Origin of the sequence: Arcicella aquatica (genome assembly GCF_034928825.1) — a bacterium.
Classification (GTDB): Bacteria; Bacteroidota; Bacteroidia; order Cytophagales; family Spirosomataceae; genus Arcicella; species Arcicella aquatica.
On sequence record NZ_JAYFUL010000007.1, the window covers coordinates 77,298 to 97,563 of the forward strand.

Consider the following 20,266-nt stretch of genomic DNA (forward strand, 5'->3'; position numbering starts at 1 on the left):
TTGAATACTATCTTATTGCTATTCTATATGGTTTAACAAAACATTAACAATGCTTATAACTAGCCAATTTATCAATCGGCTAGTTATAAGCTTAATATTTATATTAACGAATCTGTTGACCTATTGAGAAAGTAAATGCCTGCTGACCAAAGCTATTGCTTGAAGTTTGTCCTGGCACTTTATCAAAAGCAAAACCATAGTCAATACCAATCATCCCGAATGCAGGCATGAAGATTCTAGCACCAAACCCAGCCGACTTATACAATTTGAATGGATTGTATTCTGAATAGTTGGCAAAGTTATTTCCGCCTTCTGCAAAACCTAATAAGAAGATTGTTGCTGATGGGTTCAACGAAACTGGGTAACGAACCTCCATTACAAATTTGTTATAGGCAACACCCCCATTAGGCAAACTACCTTGCGAACCGAATACTCTGTCTTTATAACCACGCAAAGCAATAATATCACGGCTAATAACGTTATAACCTGTTTGCATACCAGAGCCACCAAGGTCAAAACGTTCAAAACGAGTAATGTCTTTATTAGAATTATACGACCCCAAGAAACCCATGTGAGTACGCATGTGGAAGACCAACTTGCTAGTAATTGGCGTAAACCATGAGGCATCAAACATCCATTTATGATACTCAATTAAGTTTTTATTATCGCCACCAAACAAAGAGTATGGAGGTGTTAATGAAGCCGTTAATGAGAAACTAGACCCCGAACGTGGGAAAGTAGGGTTATCAATACTGTTTCTAGAGAAGTTAGTAACAAATGAAACTGCTACTGAATTTCCTTCTGGATAGCCATAATAAGGTAAGTTTTTAACATCAATTAATTGAAGCGATAATGAATTACTCAACGAGAAATAATCATCTGGTACTTTCAAACGCTTTCCTAAACTAAATGCTAAGGTTGTACTATTAAAGTGTGCATCATTCTGAGCCGCAGTAGCACTATCAGACGTTGAAGAAGTTAATCCTGTACCGTAGCCATAACCATAGCCACTTCCGTAACCATATACACTACTTCCATAACCTGAGCCATAACCACTCAACTGATTATACTGCTGAATTTTATAAGGATATGAGATACTTCTACTCAATGAGATTGAGAATGAATTTGGTTTCTTCCCTCCTAACCAAGGCTCAGTAAACGATAAAGAATAATTTTGGTAAGATGTACCATTCGCTTGAAAACGAACAGAAAGTTTTTGTCCGTCACCTGAAGGCAATGGTTTCCAAGCACTTAGGTTCCCAATATTTCTGGCAGAGAAGTTATTGAATGTTACCCCTAAAGTACCCACAAAACCAATATAACCACCCCAACCACCTGAAAGTTCTATTTGGTCAGAAGGTTTTTCTTCTACATTGTATTCTATATCAACCGTTCCGTCAGCTTTTGGAATTGGGTTCGGGGTAATTTTTTCAGGGTTAAAATAACCAATCGTTGATAATTCACGAACGGTACGAATGATGGCAGATTTACTAAATTTTTGTCCTGGTAAGGTTCTAATCTCACGCATTACTACGTGGTCAGAAGTTTTAGTATTACCATTTACAATAACTTTATTGATAGTTGCTTGCTTACCTTCTGTAATTCTAAAAGTCATGTCCATCGAATCTCCAGCAACTGCAGTTTCAACAGGTTCGCATTGATAGAATAAATAACCATTATCCATGTAGGCTGAACTTACGTCTTCGCCAGGCTTTCCATTCAAACGTTTTTCTAAATCCTCAACGTTATAAACATCTCCTTTTTTAACACCTAATAATTCTGTTAAAATTGAATCAGGGTAAATGTAGTTTCCTTCCCAATAGATATTTCTATAGTGATACTGCTTGCCTTCATCTAATTTAAGGATGATTTTAACTGTTTTCTCAGAGTCTTTGAATACTGAATCAGAGATAAGCTGCGCATCTCTATAACCCTTTTTGTTATAGAATTCAATCAGCTTTATCTTATCCTCTTCAAACTTTTTAGGAACATATTTTGAAGAAGTAAATATTTTATAGAAAGCCTTTTGTTTGGTTCCTTTCAACTTACGACGAAGAATACTTTCTTTTATTTCAGTTCTACCAATAAATTCGATTTTTGAAATTTTAACTTTATCGCCTTTCTTAATAGCTACCTTCATCGTAGCATTATTACCGCGAAGAGAATCTGTTCTTTCAGCAATTTTTATACTTACGTTCAAATAACCTTTATCTTGATAAAATTTCTTAATCGCTAACTCTACGTTTTTCTTAACCGTTTCAGTAACGATTTTGCCTTTGTAGGTTTTAATTTTATCACTTAGTGTTTCTTGTTCTCCTTTTTTAATTCCTGTGTATTCTAGTTTATACAACCTAGGTCTTTCTTTGATAACAATATTCAACCAAATTTTATCACCTTCAATTTTAGTAGCTTCTACCTGTACTTCTTCTAAAATTCCCTGACTCATTAATTTCTTAATGGCAGAAGTAGCAGCATCACCCGGAACCTTGATTTTATCCCCTACTCTGAGCCCAGAAAGCGAAATCATTGAGTTGCCATCATAGAATTTAGAGCCAGTTGTGGTAATTTCAGCAATTTCATATTCTTTTGGTTCTGCATAATTCAATTCAACCGCTTTTTCAGCAATTGGCGAACGTGCTCCCATTGCACCACGCAATTGTGCTTGTGAAAGGAAAGAAATTAATAAGCATGAAAGCAGTAAAGTATATTTTTTCATTGTGCGAATAGTTCTCAATTCAGATGAGAAAGAATACATTTGTATTTTAAGCATTAATTGGTTTTTTAATTTGCTCTGAAGTTTTGCCAAATCTCCGTTCACGTTCTTGATAATTAAGGATTGCCTCAAAAAGGTGTTCGCGTCTGAAATCAGGCCAGAACAATTCTTCAAAAATATACAATTCAGAATAAGCTAATTGCCACAGCATAAAATTACTAATGCGATGGTCGCCTCCTGTACGAATCATTAAATCAGGATTGGGAATTCCTTTCGTATCCAAAGATTGTTCAAAAAGCTGTTCGTTAATATCATCAATGGCTATTTCTCCATTTTTCACTTGTTCTGCCAGTTTTTTGGCAGCGGTAATAATATCCCATTTACCGCTATAGCTCAAGGCTAAAATAACTACTACGCCTGTATTATCTTTTGTTTCCTCAATAGCACTTCTAAGTACTCTCTGCGAACTTTCAGGCAATGTATCAATAGCACCTATGGTATCTAATCGTACATTGTTTTTTTTCATGTCTTCCAGTTCGTCTTTTAGTGCACTAATCAAAAGCATCATCAAAGCATCTACTTCTGCTTTCGGACGGTTCCAGTTTTCAGTTGAAAAAGCATAAAGTGTTAAATATTTGACACCTATTTCAGCACAACCCTCAATGGCTTCTTTCACTGCTTTTAAAGCATTTCTATGTCCGAAAATTCTATCAACGAAGCCTTGTTGTTTTGCCCATCGTCCGTTTCCGTCCATGATAACGGCAATATGTTTTGGTAGATTGTTAGGGTCTAATTGTTCTTTCACCGATTTAACACTTTTTAACACATAAAACTTATAATAGTAGGCCTTCAAACACGCAAGAAGCAAGTTCTGAGCCTTTAATTCCTAGAGTGCTTAGTTCTTCTTGTAGCTTTTAAAACTTTGTTTGTAAGTCAAAAAATGGACTAGGAGTACTTTTTGGGAATAATATGACAAATTTAACGAATTCCCTATCCTATTCAAAATCAAGAATGGCTTATTGCGAGTAAGAATGGATTTAAAACTGCATAAAAAACAATTGAACATAAAACAATAGCAGGTTTTTAGGCCTATTATTCCTTTATGTTCAATCAATAAACCTTGAATTTTTTTCTTATTTAGGACAATACACTTTGATAAATTTGTAGGTCAAAGACAGAGAGGTATAGTAATACATATCTGAACGACTATAATCGTTTTGTTGATTTTTCGGGAGTGCAGGGTTATCCCCCCCTAAATTATCTAAATAATCGGTGAATGTTTTTCTAGTACCAAATTCTACGTTAATATCCAATGGGCCTGTCACATTGTATTTAATACCTATCCCAAAAGGAATTACTACTTGAAGTGTTTTATAATCACTCGTTTTTTCATCTCTTGGCGAGAAACTCATGAGTCCTACCCCCCCGAACACATAAGGAGTCCAGTCTTTGTGATAACGGTTGTATTTGTAGTCAAAAAAGTTGTATTCCGTTACTACATTCAATTCATTGATGGAGGTCTTGAAGGTCTTCCCTCTCAGTTGATTGAATGAATCATCTACTTTGCTATCATCTCCATAAATAGAGCCCAACACTAAATTGGTTCTGAATGATACTATTTTATTGGGGTTGTATCTAAACAGAAGATTACCCCCCAAACGAGCAAAAGCTGGGTAAAAGTTAGGAGATATATCTCCTTTATAGTTCATTGCTCCTAAACCTCCTCCTATTTCAATTTTTTGTGCAAAAGTATTCAAGCTTGTTAGGCTAAATACCAAAAGGAAAAACTTTTTAGATAATGTCATAATTAATAAAAACAGTCAGGTGAAATATACACCTGACTGTTCATGAATGTTATTCCAGATTGATTAACGGACAACTGGACATTTAATTTTATTTGGAATATGATAAATCAATTTTACCGTAGTTAATAAATAAGAATCATTATACTTCGGGTTTCCTCGCAAGTCTGTTTTGTCTGAAAAACCAGGAATCGATGTCAACGTAAAAGGGTCGTATGGTGATGCTGGGTCATAAAAACCTTTTGCTGTTAAATAGTTAATAACGCCCTGAGTACGGTCTTTTCCAGTATGAGCTGCTATCTTTTCTAATGATCTATTACCCATTGATGCTGCTAAAGGACTTTGAGCTTGTAAATCGGCAGAGTTAGCAAAATTGCCACTAACATCATCTAAATAATCGCTTAATGTATAACGGTAGCTGAGTTCAACACCTAAATCCCAATTGCGATTTAGTCTATATTTAACCCCAACACCTACAGGGAATGAGACGCTAATTAACGAATAAGGAGCATTAGGATAGCCCGGTAAACCTTGACCTTCAGTATGTAGTGGTTGTAAACGCACCCAATCATTGCCATATAAAGAAGCTTGAGGTTTAGCCACTGGGTCATGAGCAAAAACGCCTACTCCTCCAAAAATATAAGGAATAATGCTTGCTCTGCGTAAATAACTACGACTAGTACGTACAAAATCGTATTGGCCAGTAATAGAAAGTTCTTTAATGTCATTTCTAAAATGTAGATTTCTAATAAAGTTAGCTTCATAGCCTTTTACGCCTTCAAGATAATTATCGTCTCCAGAGATTCTTGCATAAGTAAGTCCAAAACGCAAGCCAAATGTTGGTGAAAGTTGACGAGTAAAATTGAAATTAACATTCCAACGCATACCATTTACGGTAGATTGTAGAAATCTATTATACGGAGATATATCTCCAAAATAACTAGATGTACCTATTCCTAAGCTGACATTAGAGTTGGGCTCAAATAATTTGTTTTTACGGGGCTTATCTTTGCCTCCGAAAAGATTTGAAAACCTAAATTGTGCCTTTAAATCTTGTGTATTCAATGCACAAATTATCAATATCAGAAGTATTGAAGAATATTTTTTCATATTTGTCTGGTAATGGATGGAGTCAATGTGGTTAATTTATCTTTTTAGTAAAATATCTCTCAAAGCTGTGTTTACACTTTTTCTTAACGTAAAATAGGTGCGTTTGTTATGATTTAACCTTAAATTTTGCTACGAAAATAATATATTATCATGGAAACAAACAGTATAATTTAACTTTTGAGCAAAGTATTAATTTCTAGCATCAAAACCCCAATTAAGTTTACTCCTAAGGGTATTCAAGAAATTACTATCACTCAATTTAATGATATTTGCTTTAAAAGCCTCTCTTTTCATCCTAATTTTCACATTACTGTCTATTACTTTAGAGCGTGCATCTAAAGAAATCAAACAGCTATTGCTGCGGCTCTCTACTTCAAAATCCAAGATTACATCTGTAGAAACGACTAAAGGACGTACATTCAAATTATGAGGGCTCATTGGCGAAATCACAAAAATATCAGAACTTGGCATGACCAACGGCCCCCCTACACTAAGGTTGTAGCCCGTTGACCCTGTAGCAGTAGCAATAATTAAACCATCGGCCCAGTAAGTATTTAAAAACTCTCCATTTAAATATGCCTTCAACATAATCATGGAAGAAGTATCGGTTTTCATGATACCCAATTCATTCAGTCCAAAATTGATGCCATTAAAAATATCAATGGGTTCATTATTAAGGCGTGTTTCAACGCTTACTAACGTACGAGGGTCTAAGGTATAATGACTAGCAAAGATTTCATTCAAGCTTTCGGTAATTTTATCAGGAGAAACCGTTGCCAAAAAGCCCAATCTTCCTGTATTAATTCCCAGAATTGGTGTTTCTCTTTTGCTAACATGCGTCACGGCATCTAGCAAAGTGCCATCTCCACCCAAACTTAATACCAAATTGGCATCAAAGAGGTCGTATTGAGAAGTATAAAATTGGGTTGCATGGTGGTTTACTCCTATCTCAGTTAAAAACTGCTGATAGACATCAGAGATTTGAATTTCAACTCCTTTTTGAGCCAGAAAATCAAACATTTGTTGCACAAAAGGTTTGATTTCATCCTTAAAGTTTCGCCCATGAATGGCTATTTTCATCTTTTATTGTCTGTGTGGGTTGAAAGCTGTATTAAACAATTGATAAAAACTGCTTATTTATCTATCTAAAAAACAAAAGAAGAAAGAAGATGGGGAATTGCCAAACTTTTAGGTTTGAATATTAGTATTTGTTTGTGATTTGAGATAGAAAAACGTTTAAGTACAATTTTTTCTTACTTCTAAAAAATACAAAGGGATGTTTTCACAAACATGAGTCATCCCGAATTTTTCCTAAATTGTTTGTTTTGGAGACAATTTGAGAGGTTTTCTACTTAATTATCGTCTAGTCCTTACTTTTCTTTCCTTGATGAAAGAAAAGTAACAAAAGAAAATCAAGAATTCCTAAACTCGCTCCGCTCAAACAGTAGGAATTCGTTGCCCATCAATCATAAAAAAGCGGTCAAAATTAGTTTTTTGACCGCTTTCTTGTGATTTTAAAATTCGGGATGACTCATGTTTTATATATCTAAATATTTCATCAGCATATTGTATCGCTCTTTATCTGGCGAGGTAATTTCTTCAAAATTATAAGCTCCGACGATATCGTACTCAAAACGTTCGAGGGTGGCTATTACTCTTGAAATATCTTGCTGATTTAATTTTAACGTTAAAATATCTTTTGAATCTTCTAGTCCACCACCACTTGTGTAATATGAACTAATAATTTTTACATTGTTAGATTCAATCAATCTGCTAATTTCAGAAAGCGAATAGCTTCTGTTTTCAACAGCTATTTCTAACACTGCCCCAATTTCCTGCGAACCTAAGCTTTTTGAAAACTGAGTAAGTAATTCTTGTACACTGATTGTTCCTGCAAAGTTTTGTTCTTCATCCAATACTACAATCGCTTGTAAATTGTACTGCTGAACAATTTTTAGAATTTCAAAAGTATGTTGGTGAACATTCACAAATACTTCTTCAAATTCTGGTTGTAAGGCCAAAAGAGGTAAGTCTTCATCGGCATCTATCAGAACATCTTGGCTAATCAAACCTTGGTATTCTTGTTCATGAATCAATGGCAATTGTCCTATTCTATATTCTTCCATCCAGTTTAACGCATCTCCTACTGTATCTGAAGATTTTAGTACTGGCAACATTGGATTAATAAAATTGTTTGCGAGCATATTGTGTTGATGAAATTTAATATAATTAAGCTAATATAGTTAATTATTGATAAATTCCAAATTTTAAGTTGATTATACCAACTCAACTACACGAATAGGAGTCTTTTCGAGCCATCCATCCAAAATTTCATTAAATCTTTCTGGACACTCCATCATAGGTGCATGACTACACTTATCTATAAAATGTAACTCAGAATTTTCAATTAAACGATTGAATTCATGACCTACTTGTGGCGGCGTTATGGTGTCGTTCAATCCCCAAACCAATAGTGTTGGTACTTTAATTTTAACAACATCTTTGGCCATATTGTTCCGCTGTGCCGACTTTGCAATAGAGATAATTCTAATTACTTTAGATGCACTGTTTGTTATTTCAAACACTTCGTCAATCAGCTCTTTTGTGGCTGTTTCTGGACGATAAAAAGTATATTCTACCCTTTCTTTAATGTATTGATAGTTTCCACGTTTGGGGTACGATCCGCCCATGCCGTCTTCAAAAAGCCCCGAGCTACCAGTAAGTACTAATCTTTTTACTTTTGAAGGGTTTCTTAGGGTATATATCAAAGAAACGTGCCCGCCCAAAGAATTACCCAAAAGTGTTAATTCATCAAAACCTTTCCAATTCACAAACCCTTCAATAAATTCTGTCAATCCTTCACATCCAGCTTTGGTTATGGGCATTTCATAAATCGGCATCATTGGAATAATAACGCGGTATTTACTCTTGAAGCCTTCAATTACTCCTTCCCAGTTGCTTAACGCACCGAAAAGCCCATGAAGTAAAAAAAGAATCTCTCCTTCTCCTTCGTCGATGTACTTGTAGCCATTTCCTTCGTGAATTTGATAGTTCATATCAGTATAATTTTAAAATTGATGATGATTTTAACTTTTACAGCCTAATCAAAAAAATAGTTGCTTGTTGGGTACTCCAACCTTTCAACCAATCTAAATAAAATACAATTTTCCTTAAAAATTTAATACTTCTTTTAAATAGGTTATCGGTTTAATTCAATTTTACACAGATTTTAAATGTGATGCAAAATAATAAAAAATCTCTGAAAAGTATATTAATTATATGTTATTAGTTTAAACAAATTAGATTAAGATAAATTCATTTTTATGCAAAAAACAACTTAAATTACTGAATTGCAATAACTTATACCTAAACACCTAAAATATAATTATTTCAATTGTTTAGATGAATGTAAATTTAATAATTCATCTTTTCTCATACTTCCAGAAAAACTACCTATTTTACAATATTAGAATAATTATATTTTCCTTCATTTTGTCATAATGATTTTGAGCAATTTTCATTAAAGTCAAAACTCTTTGACTTTAAGTTTGTTAAATCTATTATTAAGACAAATCTAACAAAAGCTCTCAAAATCTATAATACAACTAGACTAAAAGCTACATATAATTAAGAAACTATTTAAAAAAATTAAAATCAATAGAACAATGGTTATCATTATCGGAGGTGGCATTGCAGGCTTAACATGTGCCAGATATTTACAAAACAGAGGGATAGAATCATTAATTTTAGAAGCAAGCGAAGCAGTTGGGGGGCGTGTAAGAACTGATAAGCAAGATGGCTTTTTATTGGACAGAGGCTTTCAAATTCTACTTACGGCGTATCCTGAAGCATTAAAATTGCTCAATTATGAAAAGTTAAATTTAAAAACATTCAAATCTGGTGCTTTGATTAGGGATAACGAGCAAAACAAATTCACATCAATGCTTAACCCATTGAAAGATCCTTCAGCGCTGTTCTCTACTTTGTTTTCGAGCATAGGTACTTTAGCCGATAAACTCAGAATTTTGAGATTAATTATGGACATACAAAACATCCAAGATGATGTTTTTGAGAACAAATACCAATCGACATTGAAATTTCTTCAAAACTATCATGTGTCAGAAAAAATGATACTACAGTTTTTCAAACCATTTTTTGGTGGAGTATTTCTGGAAGATGATTTAACAACTTCTGCTAATTTCTTTAAGTTTATTTTTGATAAATTCAATCATGGCGATGCTGCTATTCCAGCAAATGGCATGCATGAAATACCCTTACAAATAGCCAGTACATTACCAGCACATTCAATTCGCTTAAATACCAAAGTAGTAAAAATAGAAGGTAATAATGTTTACTTGGCGAATGGAGAAAAACTTTATGGAGAAAAAATTGTTGTGGCTACTGATGGCTTTGCTGCTGAACAACTTTTAGGAAAAGAGCAAGACATTAAATTCAATAAAACAACTTGTACTTATTTTGCAGCAGAGCAATCTCCTCTCACTGAAAAACTACTTGTACTAAATCCTGATAGAAATGCTAAAATTCATAATTTATGTGTCCCAAGTGATATAGCTCCTAATTATGCACCACTTGGCAAATCGCTTATTTCAGTTTCAACACAAGGACTAGATATACAAGACCAGCAAGCTTTAACAACTAGCATTCAACAAGAATTAGTTACATGGTTTGGGAAAGAGGCAACCAATTGGAAACATATCAAAACATATCATATTCCCCAAGCTTTAGCTACTTTCAATGAAGATAATTCAAAGGGATACCCATTACAACTAAGCGATGTGCTATATCGATGTGGAGACTATACGGCATATCCATCTTTGAATGCTGCGATGAAGACAGGCAGAAAAGTTGCTGAGAACATTTAACATAGTATTACTTCTCTGAAAAGGCATGATAACCCTTTTCAGAGAAGTCTATTTATTATAATAAAGCCTTTGCCAGTGTCAATCCTGATAAAAAAGCCCCTTCTACATTTCCTATACCAAAACCATCACCAGCCAGAAAAATCTGTTTACCTTCAAGCTGATAAAAGGAAGCTGAATATCTACTTGACGCCAAGCTATACCGCCAACGATGTACCTGAAAAGTTTCGATTGATGATTGAGGAATAAATACTTGGACAGATTCAAGCATTTTTTTCCCAATTTGATTCAAATCACCTTCTAAATTTTGTTTACTGAATTCATGTGAGGCATGAAGAGTTACAGTAGGCTTATGTGAAATACCTTTTTGAAAATTATCTGCTATCCAAGCTATAGGATGATTATCCAACATAATACCTCCGCTTTCAAAGGAAGTTGCCTTATTTAAAAGTGCTATTACAGCAATACAAGGTTGGTACTTGATAGCATTCAAAACGGCATCGTCAATAGGGGAAATCAACATTGATGACTGTTCCAACAATTCTCGTACCTGTGGAATGGGTTGAGTAAGAATTAATTTATCAAAACTATATTCATTTCCCCTCTCCGTAATAAGTGTGTTTTGTAAAAGCTCTACCACTTTTTCATTGGTAATAACATTAATATTGTCAGCAATTGTTTTCGGAATCATTTTCATTCCCTCTGTTCCGAAATACCGAATATTTGAACGCTGAGCCAATTGCCATGTTGACACAATTTTTCTTTCTTGCAATTCATCAATAAACACCTGAAAATCATTTGATTGAACCGAAAAATATTGTGCTCCATGATCAGCGACACCCTCTCCTATTCTACGGGTAGCCATTCTTCCGCCTATACCTCTTCCTTTATCCAAAACAGTTACTTCGTGATATTTTGCTAAAATTCTAGCAGCCGATAGTCCAGCCATCCCTGCACCAACAATAAGTATTTTCAAGATTTTATGATTGTTTCTTTTAATCAACTCCATGAAGGATTTAATGTTTCAAAAAGACAAATAAATTTACAAATAAAGGCACTAGTTAATTTAAAAAGCATTAAAAAAGAGCAAATTGGACAAGAAAGGTTTATTATTTTTATCAAAATAATTAAAAAAAATGACTAAAATCTCCCATTTTAAAGGAATATTCCATTTTTTTGGAAATAAACTTTTGTATTTTTGCCTTATCATTTAAAAAACCCTACCAATGAGCAAAAAAGTTGTATTAATATTATCGTGTATTACGCTACTGTTTAGTTGTAAAAAAGATGATGGAAGCTGGAAAAAAGCCGCTGACAACCCTGAGTTTCTAAGAAAAACGCAATTGCAAGTTACTGAATCAATTATCCATGATATTTTTGCCCCTCCTGTTTCAAGTCGTATTTATAGTTATGCCTCTTTAGCAGCTTATGAAGCACTTGTGCCTGCTAACAAAGGGCTAAAATCAATGGTTGGACAATTCAATGGCTTTGAGAAAGTGTATAAGCCAGAACCTAACAAAGAGTATTGTTATGCTTTGGCTGCCACTAGGGCTTTTTTAACGATTGGTAAAAACCTAACTTTTGCACAGGATGTGTATGTAGATTTTGAGAAAAAACTTTGGGCAGATTATAAGGCCACTGGCATTCCTGAAGAAGTGTTTGAAAACTCTATTGCCTTCGGCGATTCTGTAGCGGCTTCTATCATGAATTATTCAAAGAAGGATAATTATAAACAAACGCGTGGTTTCCGTTTTACAGTTACCAACAAGCCTGGTACTTGGGTGCCTACTCCTCCTGCTTATTTGGATGCTGTGGAGCCTCATTGGACAAAGATTCGCTCATTTACGATGGATTCTTCTGCACAATTTCGCCCAATCCCTCCCTCAAAATTTGACTTAACAAAAGGAAGTGAATATTATCAGGAAGTAATGGATTGCTACAATACTGTGAAAAATTTAACTGACGAACAAAGAGCCATTTGTAATTTCTGGGATTGCAATCCTTTCAAAATGAATATTACAGGTCATGCAATGTTTGCTACTAAAAAGGTATCTCCGGGTGGTCACTGGATGGGAATTGTATCGCAGGTGAGTCGCAATCAAAAGGCAGATATTTATACCACAGCACGTGCATATCTCTTGACATCAGTGGCTGTTTTTGATGGATTTATTTCTTGCTGGACAGAGAAATATCGTACAGTGCGTATTCGCCCAGAAACGATTATTAATGCTGCTATCGATAAAGATTGGCAACCCGTTTTACAGACACCACCCTTCCCTGAATATACTTCTGGGCACTCTGTAATATCTGGTGCGGCGTCTGTTTCTTTATCTTCTGTATTAGGTGATAACGTTGCTTTTGCCGATTCAACAGAAATTCCTTATGGCTTGCCTGTGCGTAAATTTACGTCTTTTACACAAGCTGCTGACGAGGCATCAATTAGCCGTTTGTATGGAGGTATTCACTTTAGACCAGCATTAAATAACGGTTTAGTGCAAGGAAGAGCCATTGGAAATTGGATTGTAGGAAAAATAAAAACGAATTAGTCAAACTTTTCTTTGCAATCTTGAATTCATGAAAAAATAAAGCAAAAAGCCAGACTATCTAATCAGTTTGGCTTTTTTGTGTAATTTCACTTTATGAAAATCCCACAATCATTAATTAGTTCATTACAAAACATTAAAGGGTTCAATGAAAATGCATTTGTTGATACGCATGAAAATGAGGCGTCGCCTATTGCAGTTCGCATTAATCCTTTTAAGAAAACCGATACGTTTAATCATGCTGAGTCTGTAATTTGGTCAGAATATGGCAAATATTTGCCTGATAACTATCTTGCCACTTTTGACCCACTTTTTCATGCGGGTGCTTACTGTTTCCAAGAAGCAAGTTCAATGTATTTAGCCCAAATCTTGAAAAGTAGCGTTGATTTATCACAAGATTTGAACGTCCTTGATTTATGTGCTGGTACGGGTGCAAACAGTACTTTGTTGGCTAGTTTATTAACGCCCGATTCGTTGTTAGTAAGCAATGATGTGCTGAAAGTACGTGCCAATGTATTGGCTGAAAATCTCACAAAATGGGGGACAATGAATACTATTGTTACGAATAATGACCCTAGAGATTTTACAAGACTATCTGGTTTTTTTGACGTATTATTAATTGATGCTCCTTGTTCTGGCTCTGGTTTGTTTAGAAAAGACCCTAATACTATCAGAGAATGGTCTGTTGGGAATGTAACACAACATGCATTAAGACAAAAAAGCATTATTACCGACGCTTGGGGCAGTCTGAAACAAGGGGGAGTGATGATATATTCCACTAGTTCATATTCAAAAGCTGAAAACGAAGATATTGTTGATTGGATAGAAAAGCAATTTGGAGCACAACATTTAGTGGCAAGCAATGAAGACAAACTAGGCAATGAAGTAATTTCCGAAGGTTCGTATCGGTTTTATCCCGACCAAGTAAAGGGTGAAGGCTTTTTTATTACGGCTTTTCAAAAAAGAAATTCGGAGAAAGAAGTATTTATTCGTTCGGGAAAACCAATAAAAAATAATAATCGTAGAACAGAACGAGAAATTTTCAGAAATTGGGTAAAAAATATTGATGACCATACATGGTTTGGAAAAAATGACGACTTTTTTCTAATTAATCCATTGCATGAACACATCGTGCAATTAATTCAGCTTAATTTTAACCTCAGAAAGGTAGGCGTTAGCATGGGTAAACTTTCAAGTAAAGATTTAATTCCTGAGCATGAATTAGCGATGAGCTTATTTTTATCAGAAAAAATAAACAAGGTAGAACTTTCACAACAAGAAGCTATCAAGTATTTAAAAAGAGAAGAATTTGCATTAGAGCAAGCTGTAAAAGGTTGGTCATTAATGACTTTTGAGGGCTTTGGACTTGGCTGGGCTAAAATTTTACCTAACAGAATCAACAATTACTACCCCAAAGAGCAAAGAATTTTAGGAAAAGAATCGTAATGAGGCTAAAAAAACACAAGGATTAATTGAAAAGATTATTATTGAGCATTGTTTGTAAGTATTTTACTTATTTTTGTACCAAATTCATTATTAAGTATAAACCAAGTAGTTAAAAGTAAAACTAAGAAAGAGAATTTGATATTTTCTTTTAATGATTGAATCTTTAATTCATTATTTTTAGTAATAAATTTAAACCGGCAATAATTTACTGTCTGTCAGCAGGTAAAAAACCTGATTGTTAAATGTCTATCTCAAATGTAACAGTAAACTGTAATGAAACGTACATTTTAGTGAGCTGTCAAAAGAACGCATGATTAACGAAGAAGCAAAAGAAATTAAAGAAGAAATCGAAGCACAAGCTATCGAAGTAACAGAATCCGCAACAGACCCAAAAGCGGAAGACGTCTCTATTATTGAGGTTGCAGAAACCTCTGAACCAATTGAAACAATCTCTGAAGTACTACCTGAGCCTATTCTTGTATCAACGATACTTGAAACTAGTGAAGAACCAGAAACAATTGAAAACCAATTGATTGATTATTCTAATTTTCAAAAATCAGACTTTGTATCTACTTTAGAAAAAGTACTTGATGATGTAAAAGAAAATCCGTCTATTGGCATTTTTAGGAAATCTGAAGATACTTTGAAAGAGATTCGTCCATTGTTTGAACAAATAAAAAGTGCTGAAAAAAACGAAGCATTAGCAAAGTTCAAAGAAAGCAATGATGGTTCTGAAGATGGTTTCGAATTTAAGCCTGATACACTGAGTGAACAATTCGATAAGCTTTTCAAAGCCATCAAAGAGGAACGTTCTAAGTATTTTGCTAACATTGAGAAGGAAAAAGACAAAAATTTTAGTCAGAAAACAGTATTAATAAATAGACTTAGAACGCTTGTTGAAGGGGAAGACAGCAACGATCCTGCACATATCAAGTCTGGTTTTAATGAATTCAAGAAAATTCAGGAAGAATGGAAAAGTGCTGGAAATGTAAACTCACCACATAATAATACGCTTTGGCAAACATTCCATGCACTAGTTGATAGATTTTACAGCAACCGCAGTATATATTTTGAATTATTAGAATTAGACCGTAAGCGTAATTTACAGCACAAAATAGAGTTGTGTAGTAAGATTGAGAAAATTGCGGAAACGTCTAAAACTGAAAATGTTACTGGCAAAATGTTAGATGAAGCCGTAGCAACTTTTGAAGAATACAAGCACATAGGGCCTGCTCCGAAAGAAGAAAACGAACTTATCTGGCAAAGAGTAAAAGATGCTTTAGATATTATTTATGGCAAACGCCGTGAACAATTGGAAACATCAAAAGCAGAAGCAGAACAAGTATTTGGTTTGAAATCATCTATCGCAGAATTGATTCAACCTTTTGCAAGCTTCAATTCAGCCTCTATTACAGAATGGAACGACCGCACAAAGGCACTTTTAGCTTTACAAGACCAATGGAATAATATCAAAGGTTTTATGCCTAAAGAAAAAGGCAAAGAATTAAGTGATAAATTTTGGTCAGATATTAAAACGTTCTTCCGTAACAAAACAGAATTTTTCCGTTTGTTAGAAATCAAAAGAGAAGAAAATTTAAAAGCTAAGAATGCTATTATTGAAGAAGTAGAGGCATTGTTGACTAATGAAGATGAATCTCAAGAAGCTGCTAACACTGTTATTCGTTTGCAAAAAGAATTCCGTGAGATTGGTCATGTTCCTGAAAAAGACAAAGACATTATCTATACAAAATTCAAAACTGTTTGCGATGCCTTCTTTAATGCTAAAAGAGCGAAAAACCAAAGCATAGAAAAAGAGTTTGAAGCAAATTTGGTGAAGAAAACTGCACTTTGTGAACAAATAGAGAAAGAAGCCGTAGAAGGAGCTGATACAGCTAGGTTAGCTGAATTCAAATCACAGTGGGCATCAATTGGGTTTGTTCCTAAAAAGGAGATGCAGAATATCGGAAAACGTTATATCAATGCCATCAACAAGTATGTAAGTGCAATGGCAAAACTTTCTGGTAGAGAGCGTGAGCAACTAAGTTTACAGAATGAAGTTGAAATGGTGAAATCTCATGGAGAGTCGCCAAAAGATTTAATTCGTAAAGAAAACGATATCCGTCGTAAAATGCAGACGATAGAAAATGATATAGCTGTTTACAGAAATAACTTAGAGTTTTTTGCAAAATCTAAAAATGCAGATAAGCTTCGTCAAGATGTTGAAGCAAAAATTCAAAAAGCTTCAAAAGAATTATCAGATTTGAAACATCAAATTAAGATAATCAGAGAAGCAGAAAAGTAAAAATTACTAAAACAGGGCTAATTTCAACGTTAGCCCTGTTTTTTTTGAAAAAAATTTTCAAGCTTAATCTTTTGACATTCAGAAACTTGCAAAAAAGTTTAACAAAATGTTAAAAATTTATTCTTAAAACGTTTGGAGAGTATTACAAAACCTACTAATTTTGCATCACGATAAACGAAGAACATCTCGCTAATCGTTGAGAAAAGCCTTCTTAGCTCAGCTGGTAGAGCAACTGACTTGTAATCAGTAGGTCATTGGTTCGATCCCGATAGAAGGCTCCAAAATTACAAAAACCCTTCATGCATGGCGTATGAAGGGTTTTTTGCAATTGTATTCCCCCAAAAATCCCGATTGAGCCCTGAATTACTTTCTAATTTTTTAATTAAATTTGGTAAAACAATAAAGCTATGCAGACATACTCTGTTGAAATATTGAACCCCAAGGCATATAAATTATTGAAAAATTTAGCCGATTTAGAGTTAATTTCTTTTAAAGAAGAGAAGCCTTCTAAAAAAGAATTAACTGATTTTCAAAAAAAATTATTAGAAGGTCCTACATGGACAGAAGAAGAGTATCAGACATATTTAAAAAATCGTGACGAAATTAATAAGATTGGAGAAAAATGATTTTAATTGATACATCTATTTTAATTGATTATTTCAGAAAACAGCATAAAAGTAAAACACTACTATTTAAGCTTTTTTCTGAAAACGAAAGTTTAGCCATATCAGTAATAACCAAGTATGAACTATTGATTGGTAGTAACCAGCAACAAGATTTATTTTGGGAGTTTTTACTACAGAAACTAACTGTTATATCATTGGATGAAGCAATTATTGATGAAACAATCTCTATTAAAAAAGAATTAAAGGTAAAAAATAATGAAATTGGCCTAGCTGATATGATAATAGCTGCTACAGCTCGCTTTAATGATTTTGAATTAGCTACATTAAATATTAATCATTTCAATAAAGTAAATCGTTTAAGAATTGTCAGGATGTAAATATTTAATTATCCTTCGTCTCCTCCAAATCTTCCCTCCTTTTTTTCGATATGTTTTAAAATGGTGTATTTTTGTTCTGCAAACTCAATGCTGATGAAATATAATCCTCAATTTTATTTATTTCTTTTCTTACTTTCATGCTTTACACTGTCGGGATGCATTTGGGCAAGGCGATGTCCTGAAAAGACTTGTCGCGTAGCTACTGAACATAAACACGAAGGGGGAACTTTTCGTCCCCGTGCTGCATTCTCTTGGACAACGACCAAAAAACATTGGCCGTGGAATCCTGTTAAAGGAAGCAAGAAGTTCAATGGTAAAAAAGATAAGAAATCTGGCAAGACTAAATTTAAATATACCCTTCCTGGGGAAAGAGTCAATTTCGACAAAAAGAATTAGTCTTAGCTATTCAACATACAACATATGAATCTAATTAAAGTATCTGCTGGAGTGGTTAATCAAACTCCTTTGGCATGGGAAAGTAATAAAAACAATATCATTGCTTGTATCGAAGAGGCAAAAAAACAAGAAATTAGTCTTTTGTGTTTACCTGAGCTTTGTATTACGGGCTACGGTTGCGAAGATATGTTTTTTGCACAAAGCACTTGTGATACTGCTTTAGAGATATTAGAAGACATCGTTTTGCATACTTCTAGTATAGCCGTATGTGTAGGGTTGCCTATTCGTATTAATAATCATATTTATAATGCAGCTTGTTTAATCGTCAATAAGCAAATCAGAGGTTTCGCTTGCAAAAAGACGCTTGCCAATAATGGTATTCATTATGAAACCCGTTGGTTTCAGCATTGGCCAGCTGGTGAAAAAACAGAATTAAGAATTGGAGAGTTTACTTATCCTGTAGGCGATTTACTGTTTGAAGTAGGTGGTGTAAAAATCGGCTTTGAAATTTGTGAAGATGCTTGGATTGCCAATCGCCCGGGAAGAGAACATTATTTAAAGGGCTGTGATATCATTCTCAATCCCACAGCTTCGCACTTTGCTTTCTTTAAGACCCAAACCCGCGAACGCCTCGTTCAAGATGGCTCTCGTGCTTTTGGTGTTGCTTATATTTATGCCAATTTATTAGGTAATGAGTCTGGTAGAGCCATTTTCGATGGCGATGCCATGATTGCCCAAGCTGGTGAAATGTTGGTATCTGGTACAAGGTTTTCGTACAAAGATTATTATTTGACTACCGCAGTAATTGATTTAGATAAAATTCGGTTAGAACAAAGCCAGAATTTATTCCATTTCAAGGCTTCAAATGCTATTCAAGTGCTTTTTGATTATCCAGACATCCCTCCTTTCAAAAACCATTATGCAATGGAACACTGGGAAGCCAATGGTTTTCAAAAAGAGGAAGAATTTGCAAGAGCTATCGCTTTGGCATTGTTCGATTACCTCCGCAAATCTCGTTCAAATGGCTGGGTAATTTCGCTTTCTGGCGGTGCAGACTCCTCTGCCATCACGGCCCTTTGTTATTTAGCGATTGAGTTATCCGTACAGGAATTAGGCTTGGAGGGTTTTAAACAAAAATTAGGATATATTAAAGCTATTCAATCGTGTAGTTCTGTCGCTGAATTATCGGCTGCTTTGATTACTAACGTATATCAAGGCACACAGAATAGTTCTTCAGATACGCGCCATTCGGCTACTTCATTGGCTAAAGATTTGAATACTACTTTTTATGATATTGATATTAATGGTTTGGTAGAAACCTATAAAGGATTAATTCAAGGGGCTATTGGAAGAGATTTGTCTTGGCAAACGGATGATATTGCTCTCCAAAATATTCAAGCGAGGGTGCGTAGCCCAAGTGCTTGGTTATTAGCAAATATCAATAATGCGTTGTTGTTATCAACCTCCAATCGCTCAGAAGCATCTGTTGGCTATGCCACTATGGATGGCGATACTTCTGGGTCAATATCGCCCATTGCAGGTATCGATAAGCATTGGTTGCGTCACTGGCTACGTTGGTTAGAAAACACAGGTTTAGGAGGAACACTCAACATTAAGGGCTTGAATGCGATGAATAATTTGCAACCAACGGCTGAATTACGTCCACTTGAAGCCAAGCAAATAGATGAAGAGGATTTGATGCCTTACGATTTATTAAATGCCATTGAAACTTCTGCTATTCGTGATAAGAAATCTCCGACTGATTGCTTTAAAATCATGGAAGTAGCATTTGAGGATATTTATACCCGTGAGCAATTAATTACTGCTATCGAGAGGTTTTTTAAACTATTTGCCAGAAACCAATGGAAACGCGAGCGTTATGCACCAAGTTTTCATGTGGACGACCGTAACCTAGACCCTAGAAGTTGGTTAAGATTTCCGATTTTATCAGGAGGTTTTGAAAGAGAAATCGCTGAAATGCTAGAATATGCTAATAATGCTGGAAAAGGGAAAAGACGAGGAAAAATTGGTTTTTAGGAGTAGAAGCTGTTTAAACTTTCCGTTTCTGAGG

Annotated in this window: 16 protein-coding genes and 1 tRNA gene; 9 read left to right on the top strand and 8 right to left on the bottom strand. The window is 34.6% G+C overall.

The genetic code is table 11. The annotated features are described in order from the left end of the window. Window positions 1-103: 103 nt before the first annotated feature. The 7 genes from bamA to VB264_RS06450 all read right to left on the bottom strand — a co-directional run bounded on the left by bamA (window position 104) and on the right by VB264_RS06450 (window position 8,681). Complete coding sequence (bamA, locus tag VB264_RS06420) at window positions 104-2,716, bottom strand: outer membrane protein assembly factor BamA (protein ID WP_323247766.1); 2,613 nt, start codon at window positions 2,714-2,716, stop codon at window positions 104-106. A 46-nt stretch (window positions 2,717-2,762) separates the two neighbouring features. Further along, entirely contained in the window at window positions 2,763-3,518 is a 756-nt protein-coding gene (locus VB264_RS06425) for an isoprenyl transferase (RefSeq protein ID WP_407654647.1), read from the bottom strand. A 328-nt stretch (window positions 3,519-3,846) separates the two neighbouring features. Further along, window positions 3,847-4,518, bottom strand: a complete 672-nt coding sequence (porG, locus tag VB264_RS06430; protein WP_323247769.1) for a type IX secretion system protein PorG — start codon at window positions 4,516-4,518, stop codon at window positions 3,847-3,849. 63 nt (window positions 4,519-4,581) lie between these two features. Beyond that, complete coding sequence (locus tag VB264_RS06435; protein WP_323247771.1) at window positions 4,582-5,625, bottom strand: DUF6089 family protein; 1,044 nt, start codon at window positions 5,623-5,625, stop codon at window positions 4,582-4,584. A gap of 189 nt (window positions 5,626-5,814) precedes the next feature. After that, window positions 5,815-6,705, bottom strand: a complete 891-nt coding sequence (locus tag VB264_RS06440) for an NAD kinase (protein ID WP_323247772.1) — start codon at window positions 6,703-6,705, stop codon at window positions 5,815-5,817. A 458-nt stretch (window positions 6,706-7,163) separates the two neighbouring features. Next, complete coding sequence (locus tag VB264_RS06445) at window positions 7,164-7,829, bottom strand: CBS domain-containing protein (RefSeq protein ID WP_309912013.1); 666 nt, start codon at window positions 7,827-7,829, stop codon at window positions 7,164-7,166. 72 nt (window positions 7,830-7,901) lie between these two features. Next, a complete protein-coding gene (locus VB264_RS06450) occupies window positions 7,902-8,681 on the bottom strand; it encodes an alpha/beta fold hydrolase (protein WP_323247775.1) in 780 nt (259 codons plus the stop codon). Between the two features lie 609 nt (window positions 8,682-9,290). On the opposite strand from VB264_RS06450, the gene VB264_RS06455 reads away from it, so the two are divergent. Further along, window positions 9,291-10,508: an NAD(P)/FAD-dependent oxidoreductase gene (locus tag VB264_RS06455; RefSeq protein ID WP_323247776.1), complete on the top strand. Its 1,218-nt coding sequence runs from the start codon at window positions 9,291-9,293 to the stop codon at window positions 10,506-10,508. Window positions 10,509-10,563: 55 nt separating this feature from the next. Here VB264_RS06455 and VB264_RS06460 read toward each other — a convergent pair whose 3' ends face one another. Further along, the gene (locus tag VB264_RS06460) at window positions 10,564-11,481 is read right to left on the bottom strand and encodes an NAD(P)/FAD-dependent oxidoreductase (protein ID WP_323247777.1); all 918 of its coding nucleotides are present in this window, start codon (window positions 11,479-11,481) and stop codon (window positions 10,564-10,566) included. Window positions 11,482-11,731: 250 nt separating this feature from the next. Between VB264_RS06460 and VB264_RS06465 the strand changes: the two genes are divergently transcribed. From VB264_RS06465 to nadE, 8 genes are all read left to right on the top strand, one after another. Beyond that, window positions 11,732-13,051, top strand: a complete 1,320-nt coding sequence (locus tag VB264_RS06465) for a vanadium-dependent haloperoxidase (RefSeq protein ID WP_323247779.1) — start codon at window positions 11,732-11,734, stop codon at window positions 13,049-13,051. Between the two features lie 93 nt (window positions 13,052-13,144). After that, on the top strand, window positions 13,145-14,494 hold the full coding sequence (locus tag VB264_RS06470) for a methyltransferase RsmF C-terminal domain-like protein (RefSeq protein WP_323247780.1): 1,350 nt from the start codon (window positions 13,145-13,147) through the stop codon (window positions 14,492-14,494). A 310-nt stretch (window positions 14,495-14,804) separates the two neighbouring features. Next, window positions 14,805-16,796, top strand: coding sequence for a DUF349 domain-containing protein (locus VB264_RS06475; protein ID WP_323247782.1), 1,992 nt, complete (start codon window positions 14,805-14,807; stop codon window positions 16,794-16,796). A gap of 205 nt (window positions 16,797-17,001) precedes the next feature. Beyond that, window positions 17,002-17,077 (top strand) — tRNA-Thr (locus tag VB264_RS06480). 126 nt (window positions 17,078-17,203) lie between these two features. Next, window positions 17,204-17,422 (top strand): hypothetical protein, encoded by a 219-nt coding sequence (locus tag VB264_RS06485; RefSeq protein ID WP_323247784.1) that lies wholly within the window; start codon window positions 17,204-17,206, stop codon window positions 17,420-17,422. Next, window positions 17,419-17,799 carry a type II toxin-antitoxin system VapC family toxin gene (locus tag VB264_RS06490; protein ID WP_323247786.1) on the top strand — a complete coding sequence of 127 codons (381 nt, stop codon included), beginning with the start codon at window positions 17,419-17,421 and terminating at the stop codon, window positions 17,797-17,799. The genes VB264_RS06485 and VB264_RS06490 overlap by 4 nt, the downstream gene beginning before the upstream one ends. A 93-nt stretch (window positions 17,800-17,892) precedes the next feature. Further along, the gene (locus VB264_RS06495; RefSeq protein WP_309912022.1) at window positions 17,893-18,195 is read left to right on the top strand and encodes a hypothetical protein; all 303 of its coding nucleotides are present in this window, start codon (window positions 17,893-17,895) and stop codon (window positions 18,193-18,195) included. Between the two features lie 24 nt (window positions 18,196-18,219). Further along, a complete protein-coding gene (gene nadE, locus VB264_RS06500; RefSeq protein WP_323247788.1) occupies window positions 18,220-20,232 on the top strand; it encodes an NAD(+) synthase in 2,013 nt (670 codons plus the stop codon). The last annotated feature ends 34 nt before the right edge of the window (window positions 20,233-20,266 follow it).

Bases quoted from the DNA above. Each gene is read 5' to 3' on its own strand.
- bamA (WP_323247766.1), bottom strand. From the start codon at position 2,716: ATGAAAAAATATACTTTACTGCTTTCATGCTTATTAATTTCTTTCCTT.
- porG (WP_323247769.1), bottom strand. From the start codon at position 4,518: ATGACATTATCTAAAAAGTTTTTCCTTTTGGTATTTAGCCTAACAAGC.
- VB264_RS06435 (WP_323247771.1), bottom strand. From the start codon at position 5,625: ATGAAAAAATATTCTTCAATACTTCTGATATTGATAATTTGTGCATTG.
- VB264_RS06440 (WP_323247772.1), bottom strand. From the start codon at position 6,705: ATGAAAATAGCCATTCATGGGCGAAACTTTAAGGATGAAATCAAACCT.
- VB264_RS06445 (WP_309912013.1), bottom strand. From the start codon at position 7,829: ATGCTCGCAAACAATTTTATTAATCCAATGTTGCCAGTACTAAAATCT.
- VB264_RS06450 (WP_323247775.1), bottom strand. From the start codon at position 8,681: ATGAACTATCAAATTCACGAAGGAAATGGCTACAAGTACATCGACGAA.
- VB264_RS06455 (WP_323247776.1), top strand. From the start codon at position 9,291: ATGGTTATCATTATCGGAGGTGGCATTGCAGGCTTAACATGTGCCAGA.
- VB264_RS06465 (WP_323247779.1), top strand. From the start codon at position 11,732: ATGAGCAAAAAAGTTGTATTAATATTATCGTGTATTACGCTACTGTTT.
- VB264_RS06470 (WP_323247780.1), top strand. From the start codon at position 13,145: ATGAAAATCCCACAATCATTAATTAGTTCATTACAAAACATTAAAGGG.
- VB264_RS06475 (WP_323247782.1), top strand. From the start codon at position 14,805: ATGATTAACGAAGAAGCAAAAGAAATTAAAGAAGAAATCGAAGCACAA.
- VB264_RS06485 (WP_323247784.1), top strand. From the start codon at position 17,204: ATGCAGACATACTCTGTTGAAATATTGAACCCCAAGGCATATAAATTA.
- VB264_RS06490 (WP_323247786.1), top strand. From the start codon at position 17,419: ATGATTTTAATTGATACATCTATTTTAATTGATTATTTCAGAAAACAG.
- VB264_RS06495 (WP_309912022.1), top strand. From the start codon at position 17,893: ATGAAATATAATCCTCAATTTTATTTATTTCTTTTCTTACTTTCATGC.
- nadE (WP_323247788.1), top strand. From the start codon at position 18,220: ATGAATCTAATTAAAGTATCTGCTGGAGTGGTTAATCAAACTCCTTTG.